A 13,914-nucleotide genomic window follows, 5' to 3' on the forward strand; every position below is an offset into this window, starting at 1 on the left:
CGAAGAGGCAGCATGATCTGGGTTACCTGGCGGCACCATCGAACGACGATCCTCGCCGCGGTCGGGTCCGTCCTGCTGCTCACTGTCGTGGCGGCGCTCTGCGGGCTGGTCGACCGGCGTTTCGACGGTCCGACGCCGTACGGCACCTTCTTCGGATGCGGCGTGCCGGGCGGAGGTTCGAAGGGGTGCTGGGCGGAGTCGACACTGACGGCGATCAGCCTGATCACCGTGTTCCTGCCGGTCCTGCTGGGACTGCTGGTCGGCGTCACGGTGTTCTCACGGGACATCGAACGGGGCACGCATGTGCTGGGACTGTCCCAGTCCGTGAGCCGCGCCCGTTGGTACTGGACCCGGGTGTTGGTCGTGTTCGTCCCGGTCACCGCCGCCGTGACGGTTCTCGGTTCCGTGCTCGAGTGGACGCGGTCGGCGGGAATTGCGCCGAACCTCGCCGGCGGCGGCTACGGCGGGTACTCGCCGCTGACCTTCCCGGTGTTCCAGTCGACCGGCCTCGTCGCCGGCGCCTACACATTTCTCGCACTGATCCTGGGCAGTTGCGCTGCACTGGTGCTGCGCAACACAATCGGCGCGATGGTGGTGACGCTGGTCGCGATGTCGGCGGTACTCATCGGGTTCCACGTGGCTGCACGCCCGCACTACGCGACGGCCACCGTCGAGGTGCGGCCCCTCGATCTGTCGAACCAGTTCCTCGCCTACCCGCAAGACACCGCCAACCTGACGTCCTGGCTGCTGGACACGGGCTACGTCGACGCCGAGGGCAGGGCCGTGGCGATCGACTACTCCCGGTGCGCAACAGTCGGCTCCAGCGCAGGCTGGGACCAACGACCCGAGGAGACGTTCGCCCAGTACGAGATCCGCCGGGATGCCCTAGTGGTGGTGGAGCAACGCGAGCACGCCGACTGCCTCCGCGCACAGGGTGCGGACCGCTTCGAGATCAGGTTCCACCCCGACACCCTGCTTCAGCGTTTCCAGCTGACCGAAGCCGCTCTGGCACTGGCACTCTCGGTCGTCCTGTTCGTTCCGTCGTTGTGGGCCCTGCGCAGACTTCGCCCCTGACGCGCACCGTAGGGCCGTCTCGGCGGCACTGCGCCGAGTCGACACACCACCGGATTCGGACGATCATCGTCCGCACCAGTTGCAGGCAGGAGAACCGCATGCGCACCACCCGCATCACGACCAATCTTCGCGTGGCCGACGTCGACGCGGCGAGGTCCTTCTACACCGACTACCTCGGGCTGAGCACCGAGGAGTTCAACATGGGATGGGTCGCCCGCTACACCTCGCCCGAGACGGGGGCGCACGTCCAACTCGTGACTCGCGACGCCAGTGCGCCGGAGGACTCGGTCGTCTCGGTCCACACCGACGACGTCGACGGTGCGTACCGGGAAGCACAGGAACTCGGCTACGAGATCGTGCACCCGCTGACCACGGAGCCGTGGGGCGTGCGGCGGTTCTTCGTCCGGGCACCGGACGGCAACGTCCTCAACATCGTCAGCCACAAGGACTGAACCCCGCGCCGGGCGAGGTTCCCGGATCGCTCGCGCGCGGATTCCGCCTGAAATGTGTGTGAACAGCTGGCGACTTTCGGCCCCGCACAGTTGAACGGACGTCCATCTTCGGGTTTGCTCTTGTCAACGCCCGCCCATTTCGAGACGAACGAGGACACGATGACGGAGTTCCACGGAATCGACCGACGCCGATTCCTGGCCGGTGCGGCGGCCGCAGGTGCCGTCGTCCCCCTCGCCGCGATGACGCCGGCACTCGCCGGAGCGACCGGGGCCACCGCCGGACCGGACAAGTTCCCGTTCCCGACCGATTCCTCGCTGCGGGTCCTCCTCACCGGCGACGCGGGGACCGGCACCCCCGCGCAGTGGGCGGTGACCGACGCGATCCGCGACCTGCACGGCCGCGCTCCCCTGTCGATGGCGCTCGGTCTCGGCGACAACATCTACGAACTCGGCCCCAACGGCGACGACGACGTCCAGTTCAAGACGAAGTTCGAGGACCCGAACCACGGGCTCGACTTCCCGTGGGTGATGGCCCTCGGCAACCACGACAACAGCGCGATCTTCCCCGGCGACGGCGGTTGGCTGCTGCGCGGCGACGACGAGGTCGACTACCACCAGCGTTCCCGCAAGTGGTGGATGCCCAGCCGGTTCTACTCGGTGCGCGTGCCCGAGCAGAATCCGGTAGTCGAGTTCTTCGTCCTCGACCTCAACCCGCTCGCCGCCTACCTCCCGCCGTTGCTCGCCCCGTACTGGGCTCCCGACGGGCAGTTCATGAACGAGCAGCGCGCCTGGCTGGACGCGGCGCTGGCGTCGTCGACGGCGAAGTGGAAGATCGCGGTCACCCACCACCCGTACCTCAGCAACGGGTCCCACGGCGACGCCGGCAAGTACGACGGGATCCCGCTCGAGCCGATGAACGGCGTCCACGCGAAGCGGTTCTACGAGGACCACGTCGTCGGCCGATGCCAGTTCATCCTGTCCGGGCACGATCATTCGCTGCAGATCCTCGAGCCGACGACGGCCTCCAAGGGCACCCGGCAGATCGTGTCCGGGGCTGCGGGCAAGAACAGCCACGGCAAGGCCGGTGCCGAGGTCGGTCGCAACAACCTCTTCCAGAACCACACCGACGTCGGATTCATGGTGATGGACCTCGACCGGGATGCCGTCACCATCCGCGTGTACACCGTCGACATCCCCACCGCGAAGGCGACGGTGGCGTTCGAGCGCCGACTGGCCTGACCGGAACCGGCGACGCCGACGTGATCCTCGGCGCTCGTCACGCCACGCCGAGGACCCGTCCGGTGCGGTCGACGTCCAGGTCGACGGCGTCGGGGTCGGTGTCGGCCCCGCCCCCGACGCCCGGCATGAGCGCCAGGAGTGTCGGCGCCCAGCCCTGGTGGCGGGCCGGGAAGCAGCCGGCCAGCAGATCGAGCATCACGGACGGGGCGATCGAGGCACCGGGTGACGCACCGAGCAGTCCGGCGATGGTCCCGTCGGCGCCGGTGACCAGCTCGGTCCCGAAGGTCAGGACGCCGATCTTGCGGGGGTGCGGTTTGATCAACTGAGCGCGTTGACCGGCCTGGACCAGCTCCCAGTCCGCCGGGTCGGCGCCGGGGTAGAAACGCCTCAGCTGTGCGAACTTCCGTTTCCGCGACGCCAGCAACTCACCGATCAGGTAGCGCACGAGCGGCAGGTTCTGCACGCCGACGGCGAGTAGCGGCGCGATGTTGTGCAGCCGGACGGTGGTGAACAGGTCGACGAGGCGGCCACGCCGCAGAAGGCGGGTGCTGAACGTGGCGTAGGGGCCGAACATCAGCGCGGGGTTGCCCTCCACGACGCGCCTGTCGAGGTGGGGCACCGACATCGGCGGGGCACCGACGGAAGCCTGGCTGTAGACCTTCGCGTCGTGCCGCGCGACGACGTCGGGGTTGCCGGTGCGCAGGAACTGCGCGCCGAGGGGGAAGACCGCGTAGCCGCGGACCTCCGGGACCCTGGCCTTCTGCAGGAGCTTGAGGGCGTACCCGCCCGCGCCGACGAAAACGAACCGGGACCTGATCCCGAAGCGGTCACCGCAGCCGCGGTCGCGGCCCGTCACGGTCCACAGACCGTCGGCTCCCCGGGAGAGCCCGGTGACCTCGTGTCGCAGGCGGACCTGCGCCCCGCGGGCCGTCATCGCGGCGGTCAGGGCGTGGGTCAGCGCGCCGAAGTCGACGTCGGTTCCGCCGGCGTACCGGGTCGCGGCCATCGACTCGGTGCCGGCGCGGCCGTCCATGAGCAACGGTGCCCATCGGCGGATCGTCTCGGGATCCTCGGTGTACTCCATCGCCGAGAACAGCGGCGAGCGCCGCAGGGTGGCGAACCGGCGGCGCAGGTAGTCGACGTCGCGGTCGCCGAAGACGACGTCCATGTGCGGCGTCGGGCTGATGAACGATGCGGGCGCCGGCAGGTCACCGCCCTCGACGAGCGAGGCCCAGAACTGGCGCGAAAGGTGGAACTGACGGCCGATGTCCTCGGCCTTCGCCGAGTCGCCGGGGTCGGGCATGTAGTTGAGCTCGCACAACCCGGCGTGGCCGGTGCCGGCGTTGCTCCACGGACCCGAACTCTCGCCCGCGAGTTCGTCGAGGCGCTCGAGCATGACGATCGACCAGTCGGGCTGCAGCCTGGCGAGCAGTGCTCCCAGCGTCGCGGACATTATGCCCCCGCCGACCAGGACGACGTCGACCACGTCGCGGTCGACACCTGTTCCCGCGCTTACCGATTCACTGTGGTCCATGGGATCGAACTCCTTGTCGCCGACGGTGGACCTCAGGGTGCTCCCCCACAACTCATCCGTCCAATGATCAAATCAAGGTCTTATGATCCGAATATGGATCGGTTCCTGTCGGATGAGGCCGCGGCCACGGTGCCGCTGCTCGCGGCCTTCGACGCCGCCGCCCGCGAGGGCCACATCACCCGCGCGGCGGGCCTGCTCGGCGTGCCACAGTCGTCGCTGAGCCGGCGCCTCAGGGCGTTGGAACAGACGGTCGGCGTGCCCCTGTTCCAGCAGGTCGGCCGCGGGGTCTCCCTCACCACCGCGGGCCGCGAACTCCACGAGCGCACCCGAGACATGGTGTGGGCACTCGACGACGCCGTGAGCGCGGTGCGCAGCAACGCCGACCCCGACAGCGGACTCGTGCGTTTCGGGTTTCCCCACACCCTCGGACCGGTGAGCGTCCCCTCGCTGCTCGCCGAGTTCCACCAGGATGCGCCGAAGATCCGACTGCACCTCGTGCAGGCGCATGGCGAAGCGCTCGCCGGGATGGTGCGCGACGGCCGCCTCGATCTCGCGGTGATGATCCCGCCGCCCGACGACCTTCCCGTGACCGTCCTGGGACACCAGCGCATCCTGCTCCACGTCGCCCGCACCCACCCGCTGGCCGGACGCACACAGGTGGACCTCGCGGAACTCGCACCGGAGCACTTCATCGCCAGTCCGCCGTCGTACCACCTTCGCCAGATACTCGACTCGTCTTGCACCGAAGCAGGATTCACCCCGCACGTGACGTTCGAGATCAGCGACCTGGAAACGATCCGGGCCCTCGTCGGGCACGGCCTCGGCATCGCCGTGCTGCCGACCGCGGAAACCCCGCACCCCGATCTCGTGAGCGTCCCGCTATCCGGGGTGAGCGACCGGGCCATCGGACTCGCCACGGGCAATCACCTGGCGACCGCGGCCGTGGCGCGGCTGCGCGGCCACATCGTCAGCCGAGCAAGCGAATTCATCGCAAACACCGCGGGGCCCGCCACCTGACGATCAGTCGCGCGTGGCGGCACTCCCGAATTCGGTTGTGCGCGTAGGGTCCGGTTCGCGCGATTTGTAACAACTCCGTGCGTCGACTCGATGGACGGGGTACGCGGCGGACGCCTCCGTTCGCGCGGAAATCGGATCAAAAGGGGAGTGATCATGAGTAATCGACCGCTGCGCCGAATGGGCGCCACGGCACTCGCCACCATTGCGCTGGGGACCGCGATGGTGGCCGGAGGGGGCGCCGTCGCCAGCGCGGCGCCCGCGCCGCCGACGTCGACGAACATGACGTGCACGAGCGCGAATCCCCTCTTCTGGGCACCGTCGTTCACCTGGAACATCAACGCCGCGTCCGGGGAGTCGCTGCGTCCCGGCGGAGCCGCACTGGAGCCGGCCATCCTGCTCAGCGGCGGAAACGAACTGCCCGCGCCGCCTCCCGGCCTCCTGCCGAGCTTCGGCGTGAACTGGTACGGCACGCGGGTGCTGGTCGACTGGACCAACAAGACGACAGGTCAGTCCGGCCGCAGCGTCAGCGATGAGCCGGCCCTGCAGCAGAAGCCCGGGATCCCGATCAACCGGACCTGGACCGGAACCGGCGAGGTCGACTTCACCGTCACCGTCCAGACCGGCGGGGGCTGGTGGTTCGTCAACCCGCAGAACGCCGTCTGCAAGGGAACGATCTCCGTGGTGCCCGGACGACCCTGATCGGCCCACAGTCCGGGCCGCCGGCCGCGCGTGTTCACCGCCGGCGGCCCGGATCGCGCCGCGACGGCCGGGCGCTCAGCGGGGCGTGAGGTGCCGGCCCAGCAGGACCCCGAGCTGGGCCTTTGCATCGTCGAACGGCTGGCTCGACTCGAGCGCACGGGCCTGCACGATGGCACCCTCGATCACCGACAACAGCAGCCCCGCCATCGAGCGCGCGGCCGCGGGCTCGATGCCGGCCGCGACCATGCCGTCGGCGAGCCGGGCGGTCCAGTCGGTGAACGCCTGCCCGGCGGCGGACTGCACCGCCGGGTCCAGCTCGTCCAGTGCGGCCGCCATCATGAACGAGCCCAGCCGGTACTCGCTGGACTCGAGCGGTTCGACCCAGAAGGCGAACAGCTCGTCGAGCCACTGCTCCACCGACGGCGCGCTCGCCAGCTTCTCCGCCATCACACTCAGGTGTGAATGAACCACCCTTGACACGATCCGGGTCGCGGTCTCCACGAGCTGACCCTTGCCGGACGGGAAGTGCTGATACAGCGAATTGCGTGACGCATTGCTGCGTTTGAGCAGCTCGCTCAGGCCAGCCGCGTTCACCCCGAGCTCCTGCACCATGGTGATGGTGCTCGACAGGAGTCGAGCTCGCGGTCGTGCCGTGGTCATGCAGGCCCCTTCCGACCTTGTGTGAACCGATTGGTTCATGTTAGATCTCAACAGTATGAACCGATCGGTTCACGTGGAGAGGATCGCCGTGCCCGCCCGTATTGCCACCGCCAACCCCGTCACCCATGCGGCCCTGCTGGGCCTCGGGGTGTACCGGCCCCGCCGCGTCGTCCCCAACGCCGAGATCGTCGACCGCATCGACTCCACCGACGAGTGGATCCAGACCCGGTCCGGCATCAAGGCCCGCCGCTGGGCGGACGCCGACGAGTCCATCGTCTCGATGAGCGTCGCGGCCGCCAACGACGCGCTCGCCGCCGCGGGCCTCGCGGCCGAGCAGATCGACGCCGTCGTGCTCGCCACCTCGTCACAGATGGTGCTGGGACCGTCCGCCGGGGCGATTGTCGCCACCGAGCTCGGCATGCACGACACCGCGGCCTACGACATCTCCGCCGGTTGCGCGGGCTTCTGCTACGCACTCGGCAACGCCGCAAGCCTCGTGCGCGCCGGGCAGGCCCGCCACGTGCTGGTCATCGGTGTGGAGCGGCTGTCCGACCTCCTCGACCCGAGCGACCGGACCTGCGCGTTCATCTTCGCCGACGGCGCCGGCGCGGTCGTGGTCGGTCCCTCCGACACCGAGGGCATCGGCCCGGTCGCGTGGGGCTCGGACGGCAGCCAGACCACCGCGATCAAGCAGGACAAAGACTTCAAGCAGTACTTCGCCGAGGTCGAGGCCGTCGAGGCGGGCGGCGACGCCCCGGAGCGGCCCTACATCCGGATGAACGGCCAGGCGGTGTTCCGGTGGGCGGTGACCTTCCTGGAGAAGGCGTGCCGCGACGCCCTGGAGAAGTCCGGCGTCACGGTGGACGACCTGGATGCCTTCGTGCCGCACCAGGCCAACAGCCGCATCACCGACGCACTGATCCGGACGCTGGGACTGCCCGACGACGTCGCGGTCGCCCGCGACATCGTCGAAACCGGCAACACCAGCGCGGCGTCGATCCCGATGGCCATGGAGCAGCTCATCCGGTCCGGCGGCGCCAAGCCCGGCGACACCGCGTTGCTGCTCGGCTTCGGCGCCGGACTGGCCTACGCCGGACAGGTCGTCCAGCTCCCCGTGATCGCGTGAACCACCGGGCCTGACGGGCCCCCACTGTCATCGCGCGGAGAGCACGACCCGCGATCCGGCCGGCGCTACCCGTCGGCCGGATCGGCGATGGCACGGATCGGGGCTCGAGCCCGGCGGCAGCCCGTCCGGACGTCCCGTTTCATCCGGTGCCCAACCAGTCGATCAGGTTGTCGGTGAGCAGTTCGCCGTCGCCGGCGAGGTCCCCGCCGATCGCACCGAGGTCGAGCAGGCGGACGCTGCGCCGATCCCGCCCGTGGTGCCGCATGAAGAGGCCGCGTCCACCGCTGTCGTCGCCGACCAGCATCCAGTCGGGTGCGTACCGTCGCACCTCGAACGTCTCGTTGCGCTCCTGGATCTGGTGCGGTCCGTACAGGAGCACCCCGTCATCGCGCAGGACGCCGGGCGTCGAGCGCCACAGCGCGGCGATCGTCGGGTTCGGGCCGTCCCGGAGCCCGCGGGCGAGGGCGTCCCGCACCGCGAGGAACCCCGCGAAGGTCTCCGCGACGGGGTACTCGGCGCCGTCGAACCGGTCGCGGCGCACCACGGGCCACTCGCCGTCGGCGCCGCGCCGATCGAGCGCGAAGTGGTGCTCGTCGCCGTCCTCCTCCGTGTGGAAGCACAGCCGGGGCCCCGCCGACCGCCACCCGGCGGTGATCGCCTCGTCGGACTCCTCGGGCGCCACCGTCGCAATGGGGGCACCGCCGAGCCACCCGGCTCCGTACTCGCCGAGCCACCACCGGTAGGACGGGGGCAGCGGACCGAGGCGGGTCTGCGCATTCTCGATCCGGTCCCGCGACGCCGGCCCGGCCGGGCGTTTCGTCAACCCGGGCGACGCGTCGAGCAGGGAGCGCAGCTGTTCGAGATCCGGTCTCACCGGGGCAGCCTATCCGGGGCGTCGGTGCCCTCTCCTACGCTCGGACGGGTGGACTGGGCGAGAGTGGAAGCGGCCGTGCGGGATCAGATCGTCGCGTTCGTGCGCCGGATGCGGGTGGAGCACCCCGGCGATCGGATCTACGGCGCCGCCGTGCACGAGTTCTATGCCGAGGCCGGCGGCATGATCGCCTGGCCGATGATCGGGGTCGTCAGCGAGGAGTCCCTCGCGTCGGCCGCGACCGACCGCCACGATGCCGACGCGTTGCGATGGAGCCCGGCGGACTGGCCGTGGCAGCTCGACCCGGGCGACGCGGAGGACCGCTTGGCCGAGCGCATCGAGGCAGCCGCGACGGCCGATGACGGCGAGCGCTGGCATGCCGTCCACCACCGATTCGAGCGCACTGTCGCCAAGGCCTGTAAGGCGGCGCGCCGCACACTGATCGACGAGAAGATCGTCGGCCGGGAGTTCGTCGCGGTGGCCATGGACGAGGCGTGGGAACTGATTCCGCTGAGCCTGACCAGGACCCAGGTGCGCAGGCACTTCCCCGAACTCGACGAGGAGAAGCGGGCGCTCGACCGGCTCGCCGCGCTGCCGCCCGCGCAGAGGGTGATCGAGTTGATCGCGATCGCCGACTCCCCCGTCCACGCGCCTCCCGGTACCGAACGCGCACGCGCCTGGCTCCGTGAGCTGGGAACCGACGCGGTGTCCGCGATACTGGAACATCTTCCGGTGGCCCGCGAGAAGTGGTTGTGGGCGAAGCTGCTCGGTGAACTCGGCATCCCCACAACGGAAGTGGTCGCAGCACTGGATGCGATCGTGGGCAACCGTCGACTGGGGGAACCCGATCGAGCCTGGGCAGCGGCGGCGCTCTCCCGTCTTGGCCGGATGGATCTGGTGACGGCCCGGCTCGATCGGCTGCCCCGGGAGGTCGCCGTCCGCGGGCTCACCGCCCCGTACACGTCCTTCCGAGATGTCGGCGTCCACCAGCCGTTGGACTACGGCCCCTTGGAGGCTGCGCTGACCGAGCATCCCGCGCTGCACGACGCGGTGTGTGACCGATTGGCTCCCGGCAGCGGGTACTGCACCATCGACACGGACGAGGTCGAGGCGGCGTTCGCGGGGCTCGCCTCGCCGTGGGCGGCGATCCGGCGACACGCCGTGTTCGTGCTCTCGGACACGCCACTGACCCCGAACCAGCGCGAGGGGTACCACGCCGAACTGCACCGGCTGGCGACGGACCCGAACACCCTCGTCCGCGATGCCATCGCCGTGGTCGGCGAACTCGGTACCCCCACAACGGAGGCGGTCAGCCCCGGCGCGGACGGCGCAGGCGGAGCCGGCTGTAGGTGAAGACTGCGAGCACGCAACTGATGAGCACCAGCATGGCGATGCTGAGCAGCCACCACGATGCGGTGTGCTGCCACAGCGTGTCCGGCTCGGTGCCGGTGGCATTCGTGACCAGGTCCACCGTCGAGGCCGCGGCCGAGAACCCCCAGCGGGACGGGAAGAGCCACGCGAACTGTTCGAGTACGGCGCGTCCGGTGATCGTGATCAACCCTCCGCACATCACCAGCTGCGCCATGATCGTGACCACCAGCATCGGCAGTACCTGCTCGTTCGAGCGCGCCACCGACGACAACGCCAATCCGACCAGCACGCAGGAGCAGGTGGTGACGGCGATGTCCACGATCAGTTCGACGGAGCCGGACGGGATCATGCTGCCGTGACCAGGGAAACCCTTGCCCACGAAGACGATCAGCACCATGATCACCGACTGCACGATCGCGGCGGCGCAGAACACGACGATCTTCGCCGTCAGGTAGGCGGACGGCAGCAGCCCGGCGGCACGTTCGCGCTGATAGACCATGCGCTCTCCGACCAGGTCGCGGATGGTCAGTGAGCAGCCCATGAAGGCGGCGCCGAGAATCAGCACCACCAGGATCTGGGTGAGTTCGCCGGATACGTCGGCACCAGACGGCCCGAACCCGGTGTCGCCCGGCACGAGCAGGGCCAAGCCGCCGAGCACGAAGGGCAGCAGCGACAGGAAGATCAGGTAGCCCCGGTCGGCGCGGATCAGCCGAACCTGGCGGCGGGCGACGGTGCTCAACTGTTTGCGCCCCGAGGTGTGCGCGGGAGAGCCGAGCGGCCCGGGCGGGGTCGGGGGTGGCGCCTCCACCACCGGGCGGGTGGCGCGGTACTCGGCGAACACCCCGTCGGGGTCGGATGCGACGCGGGCGAAGATGTCGGCCCAGTCGGTGCTGCCGAGCGCGGCCCCCACCCGGTCCGGCGGGCCGACGTAGGCGGTCTTGCCACCCGGTGCCAGGAGCAGCACCTGATCGCACATCTCGAGGTACGACAACGAATGCGTGACGATGACGACGATGCGGCCCGAATCGGCGAGGCGGCGCAAGGTCGCCATGATCTGCCGGTCGAGCGCGGGGTCGAGACCCGAGGTCGGTTCGTCGAGGATGAGTAGCGATGGACCCGTCAGCAACTCCAGCGCGACGGATGCACGTTTGCGCTGTCCGCCGGACAGGCGGTCGACCCTGGTGGCGGCGTGTTCGGTCAGCTGCAGCTCGTCGAGCACCGTCGCGATCACCTCCTCGCGGTCGGCCCGGCTCGTGTCCGGCGGCAGCCTCAGTTCGGCGGCATAACCGAGCGCCTGCGAGATGGTCAGCTGCCGGTGCACGACGTCGTCCTGGGGGACCATCCCGATGCGAGAACGCAGCACCTGGTAGTCGACGTGCACGCTGCGGCCCTCGAACTCGACCACGCCTTCCGTTGGTCTTTCCGAACCGGAGATGATCTTGGCGACGGTGGTCTTTCCCGCTCCGGAGGGGCCGATCACTGCGGTGAGACTCCCCGGTTGGGCAGCGAAAGTGACGTCCTCGAGCAGCCGCCGCCCGCCTTCGATGGTGAGTCCGACGCCGTCCACACGCAGACCGCCCGCGGTCGGGGTCGTCGCCCGCCGTGGAACGAGTCGGCCTTCCTGCACGCTGAAATCGGTGTTGCCGATCGTGACGACGTCGCCGTCGGTCAGCTGAGCGCGCGACACCCGGGCGCCGCCGACGAACGTTCCGTTGACGCTCCCCAGGTCGTCGATCTCGAGGCCGGACGGCACGTTGTGGACGATGGCGTGATGGCGTGAGGCCAGCACGTCTCGGACGACGATGTCGCTGTCGGGCGACCGCCCCACCGTGAGGGATCCCACCGGGACCGCCTCGTGCGGTGTCGGGGGCGGGGCGCTCGAGGCCCCTACCTCGATCGTGGACTCGTCCCATCGACCGCCCACGTCCTGTCGCGTCGCGTCGGGATCTTCGATCGAGATCCGCACGACGGGCCCCTCGACCGCGTCACCCAGGCGGACGAGGACGTGGCTCGTGACGGGGACCTTTTCTCGGCGCTCGCCGTCGACATAGATCCCGTTCTTGCTGCCGGAGTCGACGAGCTGCCATCCCTCGTCCCACCTGAGCCGTGCATGCTCGCGCGACACCACCGGATCGGCAATCGTGATCTCCAGTTGCGGATCCCGGCCGATGCGTACGGCTTTGCCCGCGCTGTAGCTTGCCCGGCCGTGTTCGGTCTCGACCACGACCCGCGCGTGCTCATTGTTCGCCCGGTCGTCCATCGCCACGGCCTCCGATCAGCGTCGTCGGGTGTAGAGCGTCGGACTCCTCCATGGTCGCACCGGGCTGCCGCGAGCGGTACCGCACCGAACTACACCGACTGGCGACGGACCCGGACGCCCTCGTCCGCGATGCCGTGGCCTCGGCCCGGTGACGTTCGCGGGCGCAGGCTCACACCACCGGACCTTGCCACAGGCGCACCGTTCCCGAAGGCCAGTCACAGCTCGCGCACAATCCGTCGATGCCACCGACGAGACGAGCGTCCGAACCCAGACCGGCCGGCGGATCGAGCTGCCTCCAGGATCCCAGATCCGCTGCGCCGGAAACGAACATCTGATTCTCGTCGTCGCCGACGCACACGACGAGTCGATCCTCGGAACCAACCGCCCAGTGGAAGGGCACGAACTCTTCGATGCCGGAATCGATGTCCCCAGAACGTATCGACACGAACGAATCCGAGTCCACGGTCGACCGCACGCGCATGACATCCGACTCGTGCGTCAGCGTCACGATCGAATCGAACCGGCCGACGTCGAGAACGACCTCTTCGTCGTACACGATCGGATCGAGATCGTTGCCGAGTCGCATCGGGTCGATCCAGTAGACCGCACAGCCGTCCTGCCCTGCGCCGACAGAGAGCCCGAGATGCCCTCTGGGGGTGCGGTAGACGAATGAACCTCCCGCGGTCAGCTCGGTGAGTTCAACGGATGCCACCATCTCTCCGGCACGGACAAGACACCAGCGATCACTATCGTGACCCGGCTCGGTGAACGCGAGCGTCTCGCTGACCGAATCCCAATACGCGGAACCGGTTCCCCACTCCGGCCAACCGTCGTGGACGTGCTCCCACACGATCGATCCGTCGGGCCTGCGCAGCTGCGCCCGGTCCCGAAGGCTGACCGCCGCGTAGTCGAGTGCGTCGGACACCGTCGAAGCACCGCATCCTTCGAATGCCGCCGAAAGCAGCGACCGACCGAAAGTCGAATCGAACACCTCCAACCCTTCGGGCGACGATACGAGCCAGCCGGCCGGATGCGAGGTGACCGTGCTCCGCTCCGGCATCATCAACTCGGCGCCCACAGGCGTCAGGAATCCGTTCGACATGGGCGCAGCCTACAAACACTCGAACCCGGCGCCTGCCCCCGACGGTGGTTGTCGTAGCGGCGAAGTCGACGGGTTCGCCACTCGGCCCGGCCGAGCTCAGCTCAACGCCCTGAGGCTTTCCAACCTGTTCAGGATCGGCGCCCTCCATGCCTCGAGATCCTCCGGCCCGTTCTCGGCCCACAGCTCGTGGAGCTCCGAGGTGTCGCTGTCGGCAATTGCGCGCTCGAGCGTCGTGAGGATCCGCGCGCGCTGCGCCGGGGTCAGGGATTCGGTGTACGCGGCGGCGTCGAAGCCGTCGAGCTGCGGGGGCGCAGGCCGGAGTCCGTGGGCCACCGCGACGACCTCCGCGAGCGCGACCGCTGCCTGCGCGTCGTCCGCCTCGAGGTACTCCTCGCTGACGTGCGCTAGGTAGTCGTCGATGTCGGGGTCGCCGGCCCTGAGCGCCGCGAGCAGGTCGCCCGCCCCGTCGTTTTCGAACGGTCCGTAACCCCAGGTCCCCATTCCCCGCA

13 protein-coding genes are annotated in these 13,914 nt (G+C 69.3%); 7 read left to right on the forward strand and 6 right to left on the reverse strand.

Translation table 11 applies throughout. The features are described from left to right. Positions 1-12: 12 nt before the first annotated feature. From RT2_RS03995 to RT2_RS04005, 3 genes are all read left to right on the forward strand, one after another. Positions 13-1,074 (forward strand): ABC-2 membrane transporter-related protein, encoded by a 1,062-nt coding sequence (locus tag RT2_RS03995; protein WP_072843251.1) that lies wholly within the window; start codon positions 13-15, stop codon positions 1,072-1,074. 98 nt (positions 1,075-1,172) lie between these two features. Next, positions 1,173-1,526 (forward strand): VOC family protein, encoded by a 354-nt coding sequence (locus tag RT2_RS04000; protein ID WP_072843252.1) that lies wholly within the window; start codon positions 1,173-1,175, stop codon positions 1,524-1,526. Between the two features lie 159 nt (positions 1,527-1,685). Beyond that, on the forward strand, positions 1,686-2,765 hold the full coding sequence (locus RT2_RS04005; RefSeq protein WP_072843253.1) for a metallophosphoesterase: 1,080 nt from the start codon (positions 1,686-1,688) through the stop codon (positions 2,763-2,765). A 37-nt stretch (positions 2,766-2,802) separates the two neighbouring features. On the opposite strand, the gene mqo is transcribed toward RT2_RS04005, so the two are convergent. After that, positions 2,803-4,299 (reverse strand): malate dehydrogenase (quinone), encoded by a 1,497-nt coding sequence (gene mqo / locus RT2_RS04010; protein ID WP_072843499.1) that lies wholly within the window; start codon positions 4,297-4,299, stop codon positions 2,803-2,805. Between the two features lie 93 nt (positions 4,300-4,392). Between mqo and RT2_RS04015 the strand changes: the two genes are divergently transcribed. Then, a complete protein-coding gene (locus tag RT2_RS04015; RefSeq protein WP_092775951.1) occupies positions 4,393-5,316 on the forward strand; it encodes a LysR family transcriptional regulator in 924 nt (307 codons plus the stop codon). Between the two features lie 153 nt (positions 5,317-5,469). Continuing rightward, complete coding sequence (locus tag RT2_RS04020) at positions 5,470-6,015, forward strand: hypothetical protein (protein ID WP_072843501.1); 546 nt, start codon at positions 5,470-5,472, stop codon at positions 6,013-6,015. A 75-nt stretch (positions 6,016-6,090) separates the two neighbouring features. Here the strand turns inward: RT2_RS04020 and RT2_RS04025 are convergent, their stop codons facing one another. Further along, positions 6,091-6,675, reverse strand: a complete 585-nt coding sequence (locus RT2_RS04025) for a TetR/AcrR family transcriptional regulator (RefSeq protein WP_072843254.1) — start codon at positions 6,673-6,675, stop codon at positions 6,091-6,093. 88 nt (positions 6,676-6,763) lie between these two features. On the opposite strand from RT2_RS04025, the gene RT2_RS04030 reads away from it, so the two are divergent. Continuing rightward, positions 6,764-7,801, forward strand: a complete 1,038-nt coding sequence (locus tag RT2_RS04030) for a beta-ketoacyl-ACP synthase III (protein ID WP_072843502.1) — start codon at positions 6,764-6,766, stop codon at positions 7,799-7,801. Positions 7,802-7,940: 139 nt separating this feature from the next. Here RT2_RS04030 and RT2_RS04035 read toward each other — a convergent pair whose 3' ends face one another. Beyond that, positions 7,941-8,675 carry an SMI1/KNR4 family protein gene (locus tag RT2_RS04035; RefSeq protein ID WP_072843255.1) on the reverse strand — a complete coding sequence of 245 codons (735 nt, stop codon included), beginning with the start codon at positions 8,673-8,675 and terminating at the stop codon, positions 7,941-7,943. Between the two features lie 48 nt (positions 8,676-8,723). Here RT2_RS04035 and RT2_RS04040 point away from each other — a divergent pair, with 48 nt between their 5' ends. Then, entirely contained in the window at positions 8,724-10,025 is a 1,302-nt protein-coding gene (locus RT2_RS04040) for a DUF4303 domain-containing protein (protein WP_217635587.1), read from the forward strand. On the opposite strand, the gene RT2_RS04045 is transcribed toward RT2_RS04040, so the two are convergent. The 3 genes from RT2_RS04045 to RT2_RS04055 form a co-directional block, all read right to left on the reverse strand. After that, a complete protein-coding gene (locus RT2_RS04045; RefSeq protein ID WP_072843503.1) occupies positions 9,982-12,303 on the reverse strand; it encodes an FHA domain-containing protein in 2,322 nt (773 codons plus the stop codon). The two genes, RT2_RS04040 and RT2_RS04045, sit on opposite strands and share 44 nt — an antisense overlap. Positions 12,304-12,472: 169 nt before the next feature. Beyond that, complete coding sequence (locus RT2_RS04050) at positions 12,473-13,405, reverse strand: hypothetical protein (RefSeq protein WP_072843257.1); 933 nt, start codon at positions 13,403-13,405, stop codon at positions 12,473-12,475. Positions 13,406-13,501: 96 nt separating this feature from the next. Continuing rightward, complete coding sequence (locus RT2_RS04055) at positions 13,502-13,906, reverse strand: DUF4259 domain-containing protein (protein WP_072843258.1); 405 nt, start codon at positions 13,904-13,906, stop codon at positions 13,502-13,504. Positions 13,907-13,914: the final 8 nt, after the last annotated feature.

Source organism: Rhodococcus tukisamuensis NBRC 100609 (genome assembly GCF_001894985.1).
GTDB lineage: Bacteria > Actinomycetota > Actinomycetes > Mycobacteriales > Mycobacteriaceae > Rhodococcus_G > Rhodococcus_G tukisamuensis.

Excerpts from the sequence above, each read along its gene's own strand:
- RT2_RS03995 (WP_072843251.1), top strand. The coding sequence starts at position 13 with ATGATCTGGGTTACCTGGCGGCACCATCGAACGACGATCCTCGCCGCG.
- RT2_RS04000 (WP_072843252.1), top strand. The coding sequence starts at position 1,173 with ATGCGCACCACCCGCATCACGACCAATCTTCGCGTGGCCGACGTCGAC.
- RT2_RS04005 (WP_072843253.1), top strand. The coding sequence starts at position 1,686 with ATGACGGAGTTCCACGGAATCGACCGACGCCGATTCCTGGCCGGTGCG.
- mqo (WP_072843499.1), bottom strand. The coding sequence starts at position 4,299 with ATGGACCACAGTGAATCGGTAAGCGCGGGAACAGGTGTCGACCGCGAC.
- RT2_RS04015 (WP_092775951.1), top strand. The coding sequence starts at position 4,393 with ATGGATCGGTTCCTGTCGGATGAGGCCGCGGCCACGGTGCCGCTGCTC.
- RT2_RS04020 (WP_072843501.1), top strand. The coding sequence starts at position 5,470 with ATGAGTAATCGACCGCTGCGCCGAATGGGCGCCACGGCACTCGCCACC.
- RT2_RS04025 (WP_072843254.1), bottom strand. The coding sequence starts at position 6,675 with ATGACCACGGCACGACCGCGAGCTCGACTCCTGTCGAGCACCATCACC.
- RT2_RS04045 (WP_072843503.1), bottom strand. The coding sequence starts at position 12,303 with ATGGACGACCGGGCGAACAATGAGCACGCGCGGGTCGTGGTCGAGACC.
- RT2_RS04050 (WP_072843257.1), bottom strand. The coding sequence starts at position 13,405 with ATGTCGAACGGATTCCTGACGCCTGTGGGCGCCGAGTTGATGATGCCG.
- RT2_RS04055 (WP_072843258.1), bottom strand. The coding sequence starts at position 13,906 with ATGGGGACCTGGGGTTACGGACCGTTCGAAAACGACGGGGCGGGCGAC.